Source organism: Acidovorax sp. GW821-FHT11A03, from assembly GCF_058809075.1.
Genome location: NZ_JBXASG010000005.1, coordinates 404,575 through 421,438 on the forward strand (window position 1 = coordinate 404,575; position 16,864 = coordinate 421,438).

At 69.5% G+C, this 16,864-nt stretch carries 13 protein-coding genes and 1 tRNA gene; 4 read left to right on the top strand and 10 right to left on the bottom strand.

The genetic code is table 11. The features are described from left to right. Positions 1-206 precede the first annotated feature (206 nt). The 8 genes from AC1RVY_RS15070 to AC1RVY_RS15105 form a co-directional block, all read right to left on the bottom strand. Positions 207-608: a hypothetical protein gene (locus AC1RVY_RS15070; RefSeq protein WP_492806982.1), complete on the bottom strand. Its 402-nt coding sequence runs from the start codon at positions 606-608 to the stop codon at positions 207-209. A gap of 390 nt (positions 609-998) precedes the next feature. Continuing rightward, a tRNA-Arg gene (locus AC1RVY_RS15075) sits at positions 999-1,073 on the bottom strand. Positions 1,074-1,123: 50 nt separating this feature from the next. Further along, the gene (locus AC1RVY_RS15080) at positions 1,124-5,467 is read right to left on the bottom strand and encodes a translocation/assembly module TamB domain-containing protein (protein ID WP_492806983.1); all 4,344 of its coding nucleotides are present in this window, start codon (positions 5,465-5,467) and stop codon (positions 1,124-1,126) included. Positions 5,468-5,478: 11 nt separating this feature from the next. Beyond that, complete coding sequence (locus tag AC1RVY_RS15085; RefSeq protein ID WP_492253812.1) at positions 5,479-7,413, bottom strand: autotransporter assembly complex protein TamA; 1,935 nt, start codon at positions 7,411-7,413, stop codon at positions 5,479-5,481. Between the two features lie 126 nt (positions 7,414-7,539). Further along, a complete protein-coding gene (locus tag AC1RVY_RS15090; protein ID WP_218295980.1) occupies positions 7,540-8,727 on the bottom strand; it encodes a vWA domain-containing protein in 1,188 nt (395 codons plus the stop codon). An 18-nt stretch (positions 8,728-8,745) separates the two neighbouring features. Further along, a complete protein-coding gene (locus AC1RVY_RS15095) occupies positions 8,746-9,348 on the bottom strand; it encodes a GNAT family N-acetyltransferase (protein ID WP_492253811.1) in 603 nt (200 codons plus the stop codon). A 16-nt stretch (positions 9,349-9,364) separates the two neighbouring features. Further along, entirely contained in the window at positions 9,365-9,601 is a 237-nt protein-coding gene (locus AC1RVY_RS15100) for a hypothetical protein (protein WP_218339591.1), read from the bottom strand. Positions 9,602-9,611: 10 nt separating this feature from the next. Continuing rightward, a complete protein-coding gene (locus tag AC1RVY_RS15105) occupies positions 9,612-10,466 on the bottom strand; it encodes an AAA family ATPase (protein ID WP_218295977.1) in 855 nt (284 codons plus the stop codon). 106 nt (positions 10,467-10,572) lie between these two features. On the opposite strand from AC1RVY_RS15105, the gene AC1RVY_RS15110 reads away from it, so the two are divergent. The 3 genes from AC1RVY_RS15110 (at position 10,573) to AC1RVY_RS15120 (ending at position 14,909) form a co-directional block, all read left to right on the top strand. Beyond that, complete coding sequence (locus AC1RVY_RS15110; protein WP_218295976.1) at positions 10,573-11,235, top strand: c-type cytochrome; 663 nt, start codon at positions 10,573-10,575, stop codon at positions 11,233-11,235. 143 nt (positions 11,236-11,378) lie between these two features. Further along, complete coding sequence (locus tag AC1RVY_RS15115) at positions 11,379-12,104, top strand: helix-turn-helix transcriptional regulator (RefSeq protein ID WP_218339588.1); 726 nt, start codon at positions 11,379-11,381, stop codon at positions 12,102-12,104. 27 nt (positions 12,105-12,131) lie between these two features. Next, a complete protein-coding gene (locus tag AC1RVY_RS15120) occupies positions 12,132-14,909 on the top strand; it encodes an Ig-like domain repeat protein (RefSeq protein ID WP_492806984.1) in 2,778 nt (925 codons plus the stop codon). 125 nt (positions 14,910-15,034) lie between these two features. Here AC1RVY_RS15120 and AC1RVY_RS15125 read toward each other — a convergent pair whose 3' ends face one another. Then, positions 15,035-15,469: a DUF1841 family protein gene (locus tag AC1RVY_RS15125; RefSeq protein WP_218295973.1), complete on the bottom strand. Its 435-nt coding sequence runs from the start codon at positions 15,467-15,469 to the stop codon at positions 15,035-15,037. Between the two features lie 219 nt (positions 15,470-15,688). Between AC1RVY_RS15125 and AC1RVY_RS15130 the strand changes: the two genes are divergently transcribed. Then, positions 15,689-15,910: a hypothetical protein gene (locus AC1RVY_RS15130; protein WP_029413244.1), complete on the top strand. Its 222-nt coding sequence runs from the start codon at positions 15,689-15,691 to the stop codon at positions 15,908-15,910. A gap of 102 nt (positions 15,911-16,012) precedes the next feature. On the opposite strand, the gene AC1RVY_RS15135 is transcribed toward AC1RVY_RS15130, so the two are convergent. Further along, positions 16,013-16,822: an IclR family transcriptional regulator domain-containing protein gene (locus AC1RVY_RS15135; protein WP_218295972.1), complete on the bottom strand. Its 810-nt coding sequence runs from the start codon at positions 16,820-16,822 to the stop codon at positions 16,013-16,015. Positions 16,823-16,864 lie beyond the last annotated feature (42 nt).

Below are 16,864 nucleotides of genomic sequence, written 5' to 3' on the forward strand. Positions count from 1 at the left end.
CTCTAGCACGCGCGCGCTTTGACCTGTCGGTCAATTCGTGCGGCCAAAGGAAGGCCGCTTACTTCGTCCGTTGGGGTCTACTTTCACTAGCCGCGACCGGCTGCTTATGGCCGAATGACGACAATGAAAAAAAGGCCCCGACATCACTGCCGGGGCCTTTTGCTTTTCAGCGCCAGGGCACGCGCCCGGCTCGCTTCATCGCCACGTCAGGCGGCCGCCTCCGCCCGCTGCAACTGAAGCGCCTGCACCGGCGTGAGGTACGCGCGCCCCGCGAACGCCCCCAGCTCCAGCACGCCCAGCGGCTCCACCTCGGGCTGCTGCTGCGCCTCCGGTCGCTCCAGCGCCACGGCCGACAGGCGCTGCCAGATGAACTTCATGCGGTAGGCCCGCGCATCGTCCGAACAACGGTCAACGCCCAAGGGGTCGGGTACATGCACCATCAGCGCCATGGCCCGCGTGAGCGCCTCCTCGCAATCCGCCAGGGCCTTGCAGGCCTCCAGCCGCGCATAGGCGGCATCGTAGGTATTCGCATAGCGCTCCGCTGCGCGGGATGCGGCGGCCTGAATGGGCAGCGCCGTGCGCTCCGAATCGGCCAGCGCATCGCGCAATTCCTCGGCGATGGCCAGCGCATCGTTCTTCGCGAACAGCGCCTCCTTGACCGCCTTGGTCTTTCGGCGCGGCTGGGGGCATATCCGTGCCGAACTGGGGGCACATCTGGCCGCAGCGTGGTGGGTTCGGTGGGTTTCAGGGGCCTGTTTTGGCCCGCTGGCGCGCGGAAAACACCCCTGGGGCCGTCCTTGGCCATGGGGGGCATCTGGCCCCCGGGTGGGGGCATAAATGAAATGTGCCCCCACTTTTGAAAAATGTGCCCCCAAATGTGCCCCCAATTCGCGCGGATGGGGGTGGACGGGTCTGGACGGGTGCGGACAGCTAAGATGCTGATTTCAAAGGAGAAATAAAAAAGTCCGGAAGAGTTTGGACTCTTACGGACTGGTCACTGGTCCCCTCGACAGGAATCGAACCTGTATCTAGCGCTTAGGAGGCACTCGTTCTATCCATTGAACTACGAGGAGGCAGCCGCGCATTGTAGTGGGGCCGCGCGTGCCTTCCCGGAGGTGGGGCCTCAGTCGTACTTCACCGTGTAGATGATGTCCACCGCGCTCTTCTCGCCGGTCTGCCCGCGCAGCGTGAGGCGGCGCGAGAGGTCGTAGAAGATGTACAGCGTGCCCAGCGTGCCCGACAGGCTGCGTTCGTAGGTCACGTACAGGTCCTTGGACAGGCGCTTGCCGAAGGTGAGGGCGGCGGCGCTGGCGTCTTCGCCGGAGCCGGGGCCCTTGAAGCCGATCTCGTCCAGGCCGACCCGGCTGGCCATGTTGGCCGCCGTGTTGTTGTTGCCGCCCCTCCCCAGCAGCGCCAGCGCGGCCTGCTGCAGCACGGCGGCCTCGGCGCCGCCCGCGGCTGCGTTGCGGCCCAGCACCACCCACGAGAGTTTTTCCGCGTCGGGCAGTTCGGGGTCGGAATACAGGCGCACGCGGGGGGCCTGGGCGCTGCCCGTGACCTGCACGCCCGCGCGCACGCTGATGTTGGGGCGCAGCGCGAGGATGTCCAGCGACGGGTTGTTGTACGGGCCGTTGAAGCGGATGAGCCCGGTCTCCACGTCCAGCATCTGTCCCCAGGCCCGGTAGCGGCCTTCCTCGGTGCGCACCTCGCCCGTCACGCGGGGTGGGGCGCCGGGCACGGCGCTGCTGCGGATGTCCACCTCGCCCGTCAGCCGGGTGGTGATGCCATGGCCGCTCAGCGCGAAGTCGCGGCCCAGGTTGAGGGTGACCGCGATGTCGGGCGGCTTGGCGGTTTCTGCCTGCGCCGCCACCTGGCTGGCCTTCGCGGCGGCCTGCGCCCTGGCCTGGTCCTCGCGGTCCTTGGCGGCCGAGCGCACGACGACGTCCGAGCCCAGGCTGGGGGCGTTTTCGTCGGGCAGGATGATGGTGGCCCGGTCGGTGGTGAGCTTGCCGCGCAGGCTGATCTGGCCCTGCTGCAGCTGGGCCTGCAGCTGGCCCGACACGCTGATCTGCCGGTCTGCGCGCACGAGCACCTGCAGGGCCTTGGCTTCCGCCTGAAAACCCATGGCAATGCCCGAGAGGCCGTTGGCGGCATCGCCCCAGGTGATGCGGCCGGTGCCGGTGAGGGTGCCGCCGTCCTGCGGCGCGGCCGTGCGGTTGCCGCTGAAGCCCGCGATGCGCGCGCCGCTGCCGCGCCCGCCCTGCAGGCGGAACTCGGTGATGTCGAGCTGGTTGCCTTGCAGCGTGGCACGCAGGCGGCCGCCCTGCAGGTCCACGCCGTCCACGGCGGACCGCACCGCCAGGTCGTCCGCGCCCAGGGTTCCCGACCAGCGCGGCGCGTTGCGGGTGCCCGACAGGGTGGCGCTCGCGTCCAGCGTGCCGCGCACGCGCCAGCCGGGCGGGGCCAGGGCCGACCACACGCCCACGTCGGGCAGGCGCGCGCGCAGCGTGCCAGCCAGTGGCGCATCCGGTGCCCAGGCAAGGCTTGCGGTGCCGGTGCGCTGTGGTGCGTCTGCCGCGCCCGGCCGAGCGGGTGCGGGGGGCGAGGCGGCCGCGGGCCCCGCGAGCGACAGGCGGGTGTTCACGCTGGCGTCGATCTCTCCGGCGCGCTCGCTCATCCACCGCACACGCGCCCGCAGGGCTTCGCCGTCCAGATCGAGGGTGGCCTCGGCCTCGCGCACACCCGCTGCCGTGCCTGCTCCCGCCGGTGCTGCCGAGGCCTCGGTGGCGATCGCGGTGGCGGCGCCCGCGCCCTTGCCCTGGCCGCTGCTCTGCACGGCCGTCACGGCGGTGGGGTCTCCGGCCAGGATGCGCAGGTCGCCGCTGGCCCGGCGCAGGCTGGCGCTGGCGCGCGGGTTGGCCGTGGTGGTGTCCACGTTCCACTGGCCGTCCAGCAGGATGCTGCTGGCCAGGCCCATGCGGGCCAGCAGGGGCTGGGCCGTGCGGCCCGCGGCGGCAGGGGTGTCCCCCGCGCCCAGCGCGTCGACCCAGGCCATGGGCAGGCCTTGCAGCGTGCCCTGGGTCTGCACCCGCAGCGCGGGCCCGGAGGCCACGCGCACGGGCTGCCAGCGCAGGACCACGGTGCCCGGCAGCGGGCCGTTCAGGCGGGCCTGGCCTGCGGAGGTTTCAACCGACAACGGGGCGGTGCCCGGGGTTCGTGCGGTGATGTGCAGTGGTTCGAACAGCTGCAGGGTCCATGGCCCGGGGCGCTGTGTGTCCTGCGCCTGCAGGCGCATCTCGCCGACCTGTACCTGCCACTGCGCGGGGGCGGCCAGCCCGCCGGTCAGGCGGGTCTGCAGCGCAAGGCGGTGGGCCTGTGCGCCCTGGGGCGCATCCATGCGGGCCTCTCCTTGCAGCGACAGCGCGGCTTGTGCGAGGGTGCCGGAAAGCTCGGCCTTCACGGCGCGCAGCTGTACCGCGGTGGCGCCCCGGCCGGTACCTGGCGCGGGCGGCAGCGACAGTTCCATGTGCGCGGTGCCAAGGGTGGCCTGCAGCTCGAAGGTGTCCTTGCCCGCTGGCGGCGCACTGCCGCCGCCGGCCGCCTGCAGCTGGCGCACCAGCGTCTGCCAGCCACCTTTCCAGCGGGCGGTGAGCTGCCCCGCGCCCTTGGCGGAGATGCCCTGCATGGCGCCTTGCAGCGTGCCGCCCGCCAGCGGCAGGCTGGCCAGCCAGCGCTGGGTGGTGTCGATGTCGCTCCACTGCACCTGCAGGTCGCCGCCGCCGGCGAGCGGCGCGGCATGGCCCTGGGCACGGGCGGTGGCGCCGGGCACTGTCAGCACCATCTGGCCCTGTACGGAAGGCGGCCCGCCGAGCGCGATGCGCAGGTCGGTGGCCTCGGCGCGCGCCTGCAGGGCGTCGAGCAGCAGGCGTTCGAGCCGCAACGTGCCGCCAGTGCCGGCCTGCGGGGGCGGGGCGGGCTGCCAGTGGCCTTGCGCGGTGAAGGTGTTGATGCGCAGGGCGGAAGCCCGGCCGCCCGCCGCCCGGCTGCCCGCCGCGGCGGCGCGGATGTCCGCCGTGAAGCGCACGGTGTCGCCCTGCGCCGTCTGCGCGCTGAGGCGGCCCGCCAAAGGGGCGGCCGCGAAGGCGGTGTGCAGTGCATCGGGGCGCAGGTTGCGCACCTGGGCCTCGCCTTCCATCGCGTGGGTGGCCGGGGTGTAGTGGCCCTGCAGCGTCACCGTGCCATCGCCGGCCGAGGCCGTGGCGGCAGGCACGGTCCAGCGGGTGCCGTCATAGCGGGCATCGGCCCGCAGGGCCGTCAGGGGCAGGCGTGCCTGGTCCCAGGGGCCTGGGAGCTCGTTGTGCAGCTGCGCTTGCACCGACCAGTGGGTGCCGCCGCCTGCCGGTCCTGGCCCCGCCTGCACGGTGCCGTGCAACTGGGTCGCCGGCGCCTGGGGCCAGAGCGCCGCGAGGTCGATGGCGTGCAGCGTGGCGCTGGCCGCCTGCAGGGGCTGGGTCGCCCAGGGCGCGAGCGTGGCCTGCACATCGGCCTGCATGGGTTGCGCTGGGGCGGGGGCGGGCGCCTTGGTGGGCGGCGCTGGAGCCCGGGGTCCCCGCGTGCCCGGGGCTGGCGTGGGCGTGGAGGTGCCGGGGGAGGGGCTTACACGCGCTTGCAATTGCAATCGCGCCGCAGCGGTAGCCAATGTGCCCTGCAGCGTGGCGTGCGCCTGCACCTGCATGGCGGGTTCGCCGCCAGGCACGGCGGTGTGCACGGTGCCATCCACGCTGGCATCCAGTGCCATGGGGGCCTGTGCGCCCAGGGTGGCCCGCGCGCTGTAGCGGCCCTGGGCCAGCTCCACGCTGTCGATGTTCAGGCGGTGCTCGCGGCCGTCAAACCGGTAGTCGCCCGCCAGGCCCAGCGCTTGCACGGCGGGCGATCCGGCCCATTGCAACTGGTCGACACGAAACGGCACGCCGATGTGCAGCGGCAGCACAAGCTGCGTGAGGGGTGTGGCGGGTTCGGCATCGGGCTGGCTGCCCTGCGGCGTGATCTGCACGCGCGCGGCATGCACTTCGCCCAGTTCCAGCCGCCACTGCAGCAGGGGGGCCAGCTGCCAGCCCAGGCGGATGTCGGTGACCTCGACGGCCAGGGCCGGGCTGCTCCAGCGCAGCCAGCCGATGTGCCCGCCCTGGCGCAGCGATCCGGTGACCTCGCGGCTTTCCAGCTGCTGGCCGGCCGGCAGGTAGCGGGCCGCCCGCGCGAGCGCCGTGGCCAGCGAGGTGCCGCTGCCCGTCCACCACCACACCGCCGCCACGGCGGCGATCATCAACGCCACCAGGGCCACCAGAAGCCAGCCCGCGGCCCGCGCGGCGCGGCGCGCGCGCCGGGCTGGCGGGCGCGGCCCGGAAGACGACGCCCCGGCGCTGAAGTCCGAGGAGCGGGCGTGGGGCTTGGGGGTGTCGGGGTGCATCCGCCCGGCCATCAGAAGCTGAAACCCAGCCGCAGGTGCAGCCGCAGTTCCTTGGTTTTCACGCCGTAGGCCAGATCGGCCTGCAAGGGGCCCACGGGGCTGCGCCAGCGCACGCCGGCACCCACGCCCACGCGCGGGTCCAGGTCCCCCATGCGGTCCGCCACGGCGCCCGCGTCCACGAACAGGGTGCTTTCCCAGTCGGTCATGGCGCCGCCGTAGACGATGGGCCGCTGCCATTCGACGCTGCCCACGGCCAGGTAGCGGCCTCCATAGAGCTGGCCGTTGTCCGTGCGCGCACCGATGCTGCGGTACCCGTAGCCGCGCACGGTGGTGTCGCCACCGGTCAGGAAAAGCTGGGTGACGGGAATCTGCGCGCCATCGCGCGCCACCACGGCGCCGGCTTCCGCCCGCAGCGCCACGCGGGCGCTGCGGGCCACGCCCGCCGCGTCCTGCACGCGCCCCGCCGGGAGGAACGATTGCCACCGCACCAGCGTGCGCACGAACGGGTCGCGCTCGGGCCGCAGCGTGGTGCCCAGTCCCAGTTCCACGGCAATCCCGTGGCCCCGCGTGGGGGCCGTGGGGTTGTTGAAGTAGCGGCCTGTCCACCCGTAGTTCACGCTGACGGCCGTGCCCGATGGCGGGGCGTTCAGGCCCTGGCTGTTGGCGTAGTCGTACTGCAGGAAGTAGTTGCGGTCGATGTGCTTCGTGCTCTTGCTGCGCCCCGAGCGCAGGCGCCCGCTGTTGACTTCGTAGTCGCCCGTCGATTCACGCTGCAGCTGGCCGCCCGCGAACCAGCGCCAGCCCCGGTTGTCTGGCAGGTCGGTCCATTCGGTGCCCGCGAGCTTGGTCTCCCGGTCCAGCGACAGCTTGCTCACGGCGCGCCATCCCAAGCCGGGCAGCTGGTTGTGGATGTGCTCCAGGGACAGGCGTGCGCCGCTGTCGGTGGAGAAGCCGGGCCCGAACACGAGCTTTTGCAGCGGGGCTTCGCGCACCTGGGCAACGATGGGCGCGGCCTGGGGGTCGGTGCCCTCGGTGTCGAGCGTGAGGAACACCGCGTCGTAGTAGCCGCTGCTGGCCAGGCGCAGCTGGGCGTCCAGCAGTTCGGCCTCGTCATAGACCGCGCCCGTGGGCAGCCGCGCCAGGCGCCGGGCGCCGTCAGGGTCGTAGCGTTGGCTGCCATCGACCCGCAGTGGGCCGAAGCGGTAGACCGGCCCGGGGTCGTAGGTCACGCTCAGCCTGGCTTCGTGCTTGTCGGCATCCACCTGCGCGCGGCTGCTGGCAATGCGCGCGGTGGGGTGGCGGCGGGCCTGAAGCTGGCGCAGGCCGTCGGTCTTCGCCGAATCCCAGGCCGATTGGGTGAATGGCTGGCCGGGCGAGAGGGACCAGTCGCGCTGCACGCGCTGCTGCTGGCGCAGGCTGGCCTTCGTGTCGGCAGCGTCGTTTTCCTGCGCCTGCGTGCCGGCGATGGCGGGGCTGGCGGCGCCCGCGAAGTCGATGTCCGCGCTGGCGATGCGGGTCTGGGGCCCCGGCTCCACGGTCACCGTCACGGTGCGCGGCGCGGTCTTGCTGTCGGGGGTGTCGGTCAGCTCCACCGTGATGGTCGGGGCGAAGTAGCCCATGGTGCCCAGCAGTTCGCGCGCATTGGCGTCGGCCGCGCCCAGCAGGCGCTGCAGCTCGTTGGCGTGCAGGTCGGGCAGATTGCGAAAGCGCTGCAGCTCCAGGTGGCGCTCCAGCGTCTCGCGCACGCTGTCCGGGGCCTTGACCTGCACGTTGAACGACGGCGCATCCGATGCGGCGATGACCGGCGCGGGCGCCGAGGCGTCGCGTTCCTCCGCGCGGGGCAGCAGGCTGCAGCCCTGCAGGGCCAGCGCTCCGAAAAGCAGCAACGCCGGCCACGGGGCCGGCGTTGGAGATGTGGCGGTAGGGCGCGGGATGCTGAAATGCACGACAGGACGGTATATGGAGTGGAACGTGGCCCGCAGGCCTTGCCCCGCCACTATGCACCGAAAATAAGACCGCCTGTGTCAGACAGTTACGCGCGATGGACCGGTGCGCGCCGCGGGCGCCCCTGCCTACTTGGACAGCAGCCGCATCGTCTCTTCGAGCCCCTTGAGCGACAGCGGGTGCATGCGGTTGCCGACGAGCTGCTGGATGATGCTGATGCTTTGCCGGTATTGCCACACGCCCTGGGGCTCGGGGTTGATCCACGCGTGCTTGGGGAAGGCGTGCGTGAGGCGCTGGATCCACTCCGCCCCCGCCTCCTCGTTGTTGTATTCCACGCTGCCGCCGGGCTGCAGGATCTCGTAGGGGCTCATGGTCGCGTCGCCCACGAAGATCAGCTTGTAGTCCTTGTTGTACTTGCGGATGATGTCCCAGGTGGGAAACTTCTCCGCGAAGCGGCGGCGGTTGTTCTTCCACATGAAGTCGTACACGCAGTTGTGGAAGTAGTAGAACTCCAGGTGCTTGAACTCCGTCTTCACGGCGGAAAAGAGTTCCTCCACGCGTTGGATGTGCTCGTCCATGGTGCCGCCCACGTCCATCAGCAGCAGCACCTTCACGTTGTTGTGGCGCTCGGGCACCATCTTGATGTCGAGGTAGCCCGCGTTGGCGGCCGTGCTGCGGATGGTGTCGGGCAGGTCCAGCTCCAGCTCGTGCCCCTCGCGCGCGAACTTGCGCAGGCGGCGCAGGGCCACCTTGATGTTGCGCGTGCCCAGCTCCTGCTGGTCGTCGTAGTCCTTGTAGGCGCGCTGCTCCCACACCTTCACGGCGCTCTTGTTCTTGCCTGCGCCGCCGATGCGCACGCCCTGCGGGTTGTAGCCGCCGTGGCCAAACGGGCTGGTGCCGCCCGTGCCGATCCACTTGCTGCCGCCCTCGTGGCGTTCCTTCTGCTCTTCGAGCCGCTTCTTGAGCGTCTCCATGAGTTCGTCCCAGCCCATCTTCTCGATGGCTGCTTTCTGTTCAGGCGTGAGCTCGTTCTCCAGGATCTTGCGCAGCCAGTCGGCCGGGATCTCCTTGGTGAAGTCGGCCACCATCTCCACGCCCTTGAAGTAGGCGCCGAAGGCCCGGTCGAACTTGTCGTAGTGCTTCTCGTCCTTCACGAGCGTGAGGCGCGAGAGGTTGTAGAAGTCGTCCAGGCTCCAGGCATCGTCGGACTTGGGGCCCACCACGCCAGCCTGCAGGGCTTCGAGCAGGGTGAGGTATTCCTTGACCGATACCGGCAGCTTGGCCGAGCGCAGGGTGTAGAAGAAGTCGATGAGCATGGTTCTGGCCTCCAGCGGTTACTGGGAAAGCGTGTGGCGCTCTAAAAGGTATAGCAGCTGCGCCTTGGCTTCGGGCCATTCGCCCGAGCGCATGCTGTACATCACCGTGTCGCGGACGGTGCCGTCGCGGCGCAGGGCGTGGCCGCGGATCACGCCGTCCTTCCTGGCGCCCAGGCGCTCGATGGCTTTTTGCGAGGCGAAGTTGTAGTTGTCGGTGCGCCAGCCCACCACATGGCTGCCCAGCGTGTCGAAGGCGTGGCCCATCATCATCAGCTTGCACGTCGTGTTGACGTGGGTGCGCTGCACGCTCTGGCGGTACCAGGTGTAGCCGATCTCCACGCGCTTCACCGCGGGCAGGATGTCGTGGTAGCTCGTGGAGCCCAGGACCTTGCCGCTGGCATCCTCCACCACGGCGAACGCGAAGCGGTTGCCGTCCTCGCGCATCCTGAGCGCCATCTCGATGTAGGCACGCGTGTCCTGGGGCTCGGGCACCGAGGTGACGCGCAGCTTCCACAGTTCGCCATCGGCGGCGGCGGCGGCCAGGCCGTGTTCGTGGGACAGCGCCAGGGGTTCCAGGCGGATGCCGCGGTCGCGCAGGGTGACGGGTTCTACAAAGGCCATGTGTCGTTGCCCTTCATCAGTCCTTGGAAGGCTTGTTGCGCCGGTGCGTCTGCCAGCGCCGTGCCGCATGCAGGCCCAGGCCGCCGCCCAGGCCCACGAGGGCAATGCCCCCCAGCGCCTTGTTGCCGTAGCCCGGCGCGAAGATGTCCAGGCCCAGCCACTGGCCCAGCCAGAAACCGGCGAGGGCGCCGCCGACAAAGCCGATGGCGTCGGCGATGCCGTCCATGAGGGAGGGGGTGGTGGGTGCGGCCATGGCGGGGGGACTACCGGTTCCGCTGGTTCATGAACACCAGCTTTTCGAAAAGGCTCACGTCCTGCTCGTTCTTGAGCAGCGCGCCCACCAGCGGCGGCACGGCCACCTTGTTGTCGGCGCTTTGCAGCGCGGTCAGCGGAATGTCTTCGGCCACCAGCAGCTTGAGCCAGTCGAGCAGTTCGCTGGTCGAGGGCTTCTTCTTGAGACCAGGCAGGTTGCGCACGTCGTAGAACGTCTTCATCGCCACGCCCAGCAGCTCGCTCTTGAGCGTGGGGAAGTGCACGTTGACGATCTGGCGCATCGTGTCGGCTTCGGGGAACTTGATGAAGTGGAAGAAGCAGCGGCGCAGGAACGCGTCGGGCAGCTCCTTCTCGTTGTTGGAGGTGATGAACACCAGCGGGCGGTGCTTGGCCTTGATGAGCTCGCGCGTCTCGTAGCAGTAGAACTCCATGCGGTCGATCTCGCGCAGCAGGTCGTTCGGGAATTCGATGTCGGCCTTGTCGATCTCGTCGATGAGCAGCGCCACGGGGCGGTCGGCCGTGAAGGCCTGCCACAGCACGCCCTGGATGATGTAGTTGCGGATGTCCTTGACGCGCTCGGCGCTGTCGCCATCGCCCAGCTGGCTGTCCCGCAGGCGACTGACCGCGTCATACTCATACAGGCCCTGCTGCGCCTTCGTGGTGGACTTGATGTGCCATTGCAGCAGCGGCATGTCGAGCGCCTGGGCCACTTCCTCGGCCAACATCGTCTTGCCGGTGCCCGGCTCCCCCTTGATGAGCAGCGGGCGTTGCAGGGTGATGGCCGCGTTCACGGCGAGCATCAGGTCTTGGGTGGCGACGTAGTTCTGGGAGCCTTGGAATTTCATGGGGGCGAATCACCGGATCGTTGATGAATGGGCTTGACAGGCGCTGGCTATAATCGGCGGTTGATCAGAGCCCAGAGCTGAACTTCCACGAGATTGTGCGCGCAAAATGAACAAAACGCTGACCACGCTATTTGCCCTGGCTGTCGCTTCCGTGACCGCCCTGTCCCATGCCCAGGAAGCCAAAGGCGACGTGGAAGCCGGCAAGCAGAAGATTGCCATGTGCATTGGCTGCCACGGCATTCCGGGCTACCAGGCCAGCTTTCCCGAAGTGCACAAGGTGCCCATGATCTCGGGCCAGAGCGCCAAGTACATTGCCTCGGCGCTCGTCGCCTACCAGAAGGGCGAGCGCAAGCACCCCACCATGCGCGGCATCGCGGATTCGCTGAGCGAAAAGGACATCGCCGACGTGGCCGCCTACTATGAGCAGCATGGCAAGACGGGGGCCGAACTGCCCGCCAAGCCCGGCCGCGAACCCAGCGTGCAGGTGGCCGAGCTTCTGAAGAAGGGCGCCTGCGTTTCGTGCCACGGCGACAACTTCGCCAAGCCCATCGACCCTTCGTACCCCAAGATCGCGGGCCAGCACGCGGACTACCTCTTCGTGGCCCTCAAGTCCTACAAGGCCGAGAAGAACCCCAACGTAGGCCGCAGCAACGCCATCATGGGCGGCGTGGCCAAGCAGTTCACCAATGCGGAGCTGAAGGCGCTGTCGGGCTACATCAGCGGCATCGACGGCGACCTGCACGTGGTGCCGCAATCGCGCTTCCGCTGAGCGCTGCGGTGTGCCACCAAGAAGACGCCCCTCCTGCGAGGGGCGTTTTTGTTGGTGGCGGGGCATGACGGGCGGCTGAGGGTCAGCTTCGGCACGGGACGCTGGTATTTTTGAACGGTTGCATCGATCCAGGCGGAGACACGATGGGCTATCTCGACTCGCATTCTCTGCACCGGCTGAGCCACGCGACGCTGCTGGTGCATTCGACACGGGACCCGAACGACCTGTCGAACAACCTGCTCCAGGCGCTGCGCAGCGTGGTGGGCGGAGACATCTTCGTTGTCGACTGGCGCAACTGCACGCCGACGCTGCGCACCCTGTATGCGCCGGAGCGCGCCGTGTCGCGCGAAATCAACGAGGCCGTCCATCAGCACCTTGGCGACAATCCCGGCTACGGCAAGCGCCGCGTGCCGATGAGCATTTCCGACCAACTCTCGCCGACGGCGTGGAGCCGGTGTGCGCTGAACGCGGAGGCCTATGGCCGCGTCGGCCAGAAGGATGGGCTGGGCCTGGACATCGACCTTGGCGAAGGGCGCATGCTCACGCTCAATGTCACGCGCGCAACGCGCGGCTTCGGCGACCCCGAGCGCACGTCGCTCGCGCTGCTGGAAGGCCACATCCGCCAGACGCTGGGCCGCCTGCAGGCCCGCAGCAGGCGCCGCCACATCGCGCACCGGCTGCACGATCGCGCCTTGAGCGAGCGCCAACGCGAAGTGCTCGTGGCGGTGGCCCATGGCGCGACCAACGCCGAAGTCGCGGCAAGGCTCGGCATCCGCCCGGGTACCGTCAAGCGCCATCTCGAGGACATCTACGTCAAGACAGGCGTCGGCAGCCGGCACCAGCTCGCCGGTTGGCTGGCTGACGAATAGGCGCGCGTGGTCGTGTGCCGTCGGCACATGACCGGCGAGCTCCCCTCCCCTACGATTCATCGCGATGCTGCGGCGGGCCGTGATCCGCTGCCAAAACCGAAGACAGGGGATGAGATGGGCAGGAGTGTCTGGCACCTGAAGGGCGCGTTGTGCCTGTTCGCCGCCGTGTGCGCGGCGCTGGTCCTGGGGGGCTGTGCCATCGTCGTGCAGACGCAATGGATCGAGGCGCCGCTGGTCGCGGACGCGAGTCTGCGGGGATCGGATTACGCACCGAGCAATCCCGATGGCCTGCGGATCAATGAACATCAGCAGGCGGTCGTCCGCTTCTCGCTCGATACGCTTCCCAACGGCAACATGGTCCTGGTGTCGCGGGCGGGCTCCGGTCAGCCGCTCCAGGTGGGGCCGTCCGCCTATGCGCTGACCGCGGACAAGATCGCCAGGGCCAGGATCGTCGTCTATGTCCAGAACGTCCGGGTGGCCGGCAGCGTTGCGTTGGTTCCCCTCGAAGGCAATGGCTGCTGGCCGCAGGAAAGCGTGGCGCCTGCATGCGTGGAGGGCCCGCCGACGCCTGGCGTCGACCCGGACTACCAGGCCGGAAGCAGCGTGCGCAAGCCGGTGGCCATTCGCCAACCGGGCTTTCGGAGCTTCGACGCCACCGACATCGTCAAGTCGTGGGTGGACGGCAGCCGCGCCAACAACGGCATCAAGATCGTCAGCGTCCCAGGTGCCGATGCGTCCCATGCCGACTTCGATGTCGCGGCGAAGGAATCGAGCCCGGGCAAGACGCTGGTGCCGCATTCCGTCCAGTTGTTGATCACGCTGTCGGATTTGACGGGGGTGTCATCGAATGCCGCATCGTCGTCCCAGATCCAGGAGAGCGCTCCCGGTGCGGCGGATGCGGGCCGTGCCGATCTGCGGCTGAGCGGCACGGCCGGAAGCCGCGGCGTCGCGCTGCTCAAGACGCCGGAGCTTCCTTTTGTGGTCCGCAGCATCATGCAGTATTCCTCCACGCCGCTGCAGGCCAGCCTCGTGACCTATGCCAGCAGCGTTTCGCAACCGGCCACGCTGCGGCTCTCCCCGGCCGAGGACTTCGACGCGGGCACCGTCTCCTGGAACACCCAGCCCGCGTGGGACGACGCCCGGGCGGCGACGGCGCCTGTGGCGGGCCCGGGCGCGGTCAGCGTGTTCGATTTCAGCCGCAACTACGCGGAGCTGCTGGCGGACGAACAGAATGCGAACCCCGGCACGACGGATTCCGCGCTGCCAGGCTATGCGGCCGCACTCGAGCCGGACGCCGGCGCTCTCGCCACCGTCGATGGTGTGCCGAACAGCACCACTGCGCGCGCGCCGCGGGCAACACTGGTGTACAAGACCCCCGAGGCGCTCCAGGGTCCGCTGGCTATTTTTCAGGGCGTGAGACTCTTCGATCCCGACGACGCGGGCCCCTGGGGCTGGGAGACCGCCTACATGCCGGCCTCGCAGTCGTTCAGCATGCGCATCGGCCAGCCCTCCTCTCCGTTTGGAGTGCGGCCGCAAACGGTGTGGAGCGACACCCACGCCATCGGCTTTCTTTCTGTGCCCGTCAACGTTGCGGCGCCCGGCACGGGCGCGAGCGCGACCTTCCCTTCCGGGAGGAATACCTTCGAGACGATGGGCTCCGACAACTGGACCCCCGTCGTGCCCACGGCCAATCGTGTCGTCGGAAGCTACCTCGTGCACATCACGATGCCGGGGCACAACGCGCGCTTTGATCTGCAGTTTCACAACCTGCCGCTTCCGGTGCCCGCATTGCAAGGGCCGTCCACCGTGCTGCTGCCCGCGGGACAAACGGCGGTTTCGCTGCCTGCGACGGCCCCGGCCGATCCTGCCGCAGGATTCGTATTGGCGGTGGACGATGCCGTCGTCAACGCCCATATCGACAACACGACGAAATGGAGGATCACGAGCTCGGTGGCGGGCGACGTCCTGCCTGGCGTGATCGCGCAGAGCGATGGCAGCGTGGGCTGGCCCATCGGCTTTGCCGCGGCCGGGCCGCGGACGCTGACCGTGACGAGCCAGGGCGATGCCTCGGTCCGGGCATCGATGCAGACGACGGTGCAACAGCAGTCGAGCGTGCGCCTGGCTCAGCCGCTGGCCGGAGCCACGTTCGTCTACGGCCAGGCGATCACGCTCCTGGCCGAAGTGACGGGGGGAGCGGGGCCGCCGGCCGGCAGCGTGCACTTTTCCGATGGCGCGGCGACGGACCTTGGCGATGCGGGGCTTGATGCCTCCGCCAGGGCGGCTCTCGCGCGCCAGTTGCCCGTTGGACGGCACGACGTCCAGGCGGCCTATGCAGGCGACACCGCCAGCTTCACGCTGCCTTCGGTGTCCAATCCGGTGGCCATCGAGGTCCTGCCAGCTTCGACGGGTATCGCCCTGGGGGCGGTGGGACCGGTCGGTCTGGGTGGTTCGGTGACGGTGTGGGCGACGCTGGCGGTGGCCGCGCCGGGGGGCGGCACGCCGACGGGAACGATCACGATCACGAACACCACCGACGGCCTGAGCTGCAGCTACGCGGCGGCCGCGGCGGCCGCGGCGGCGCCAGGCTGCTCACTGCGGCCGAAGGGCTCTGGCACGAAGGCGCTGACCGCGAGCTACTCCGGCGACGGCAATTTCCTGGCAAGCAGCGCGGCGGGGACCCTGGTCGTGAGCGCATCGCCCACCCCGGTGCCGGTGCCCCTGTTCTCGCGGGAAGGGCTCGGGCTGCTGGTGCTGCTGCTGGCCGGCACCGCGCTGGCGCACAAGGCGCGCAAGCCCGGGCGCTGAGCGGGGAGGGTTCAGCGCCGCATGCGAATTTGCATGCAGCCGGGCAACCAGGCGGGAAGCCCAGGACAGGGCTGCAGCATGGCGAGGCGAACCAACGACGCCATGCGGCTGGAGGCCAATCCGTCTCAGTCCCGCGTGGCCCGCCGCTGCACGCAGGCGATGTAGGCCTCGCCGTCCGGCGGGCGGCCGGCGCGCTGGCTTTCCCACAGCATCTCGCCCAGGCAGTCCATGGCGGCGTGGTGCGCATCGTGCAGCGAGTCGAGCCGCGCGGTCAGCAGCTCCACCGCCTGGCGGATGCCGCGCGGCTGGTCGATGCTGCACTGCTCGCTGATCGACAGGTGCATGGACAGGTGCAGGAAGGGGTTGGTCTGGCCCGGCGTCTCGTCGTAGTTGCGCGCCACGGCGGCATCGGCGTCGGACAGGTCGGTGTGGTACTCGGGGTGCTCGGCGATCCACAGGCTGGCCAGCGTCTCGATGGCTTCCATGGGCGCGCCGGCCTGGGTCTTGGCGTGCACCCCGCAGAGAAAGCGGCGCACGTCGGCTTGGGAGGGGCTGAACATGGGGCGTGAGCGTAGCACGCAGCCCTGGCGCACAGGGCGTGCAGGGTTGCACGCGGCGCCGGAGTGCGGCTGGCGCGCCGGGGCGGGTGCGCGACGCGCGGCAGCGGCGGTGTCCTACGCGGGCGCGGCGGGAGCTGCCCTACATTGGCGATGCGCAGGGACAGGGAGCCGGGCCCGCTCTGCCGCAGTCCCTGAATACCCGGTGTTGGGAGATCTGTCATGAATGCAATGCGAATCGTTGGTGTGCTTTTGTTGGTGCTGGGCTTGGCAGGTTTTCTGACGGGGGGCTTCAGCTTCACCAAGGACACCACGCAGGCCAAGCTGGGCCCGCTGGAACTGACGGTCAAGGAAAAAGAGTCCGTCAACATTCCCCAGTGGATGAGCCTGGGGGCGATGGTGCTGGGCGGCGTGGTGCTGGTGCTGGGCTTTCGCAAGAACTGAGCCTTCACCACCCCAGCGTGGGCGCCCTGTGCGCGCAATGCCCGTGCCGGTGCCAGGCTGGCACCGGCGTGAAGCCGCCCGGCGGCCGCCGGGCCCCGGGCTTCACTCGCCCCGGCCGCGCGGCGCACCCATCATGCGCGAGATGGTCTTCGCGGCGCGCAGCAGCGCGGGCAGCAGGCTCTCCTGCATCATGGCCGCGCTGGTGCGGTTGGCCTGCCCGCTGATGTTGAGCGCCGCCACCGTCCGCCCCGTGCGGTCGGCCAGTGGCGCGGCGATCGAGATCAATCCTTCCTCCAGCTCCTGGTTCACCAGGCACCAGCCCTGCTGGCGTGCCTCGCGGATGCGCGACAGCAGCGCGGGCAGCTCGGTGGTGGTGTGCGCGGTGAAGCGCTCCAGCGGATGCTGCGCCAGGCGGGCCTCCAGCTCCTCATCGGGCAGCCCGGCCAGCAGCACGCGGCCCATCGAGGTCCAGGGCGCGGGCAGGCGCGAGCCCACGCCCAGGTTCGTGCGCATGATCTTGTGCGTGGGCACGCGCAGCACGTAGACGATGTCGAGGCCGTCGAGCACGGCGGCCGAGGACGACTCGCGCACTTCTTCCACCAGGTCCTCCATCACCGGCTCGGCCAGGTTCCAGATCGGCAGCGATGAAAGGTACGCAAATCCCAGGTCCAGGATGCGCGGGCTCAGCCGAAAGAGCTTGCCGTCCGTCTCCACATAGCCCAGCGTCTGCAGCGTGAGCAGGATGCGGCGCGCACCCGCGCGCGTGAGGCCCGCACGGGCCGCCACTTCGCTCAGCGTCTGCTGCGGCGTGGCCGCGCTGAACGAGCGGATCACCTCCAGCCCGCGCGCGAACGACTGCACATAGCTGTCGCTGGGCTTGGGGTCTTTGGCGTCAGGGGTTTGGATATTCATACGTGCGCCTACTATAATTCTTTATGCGAACATTTGTTCTAT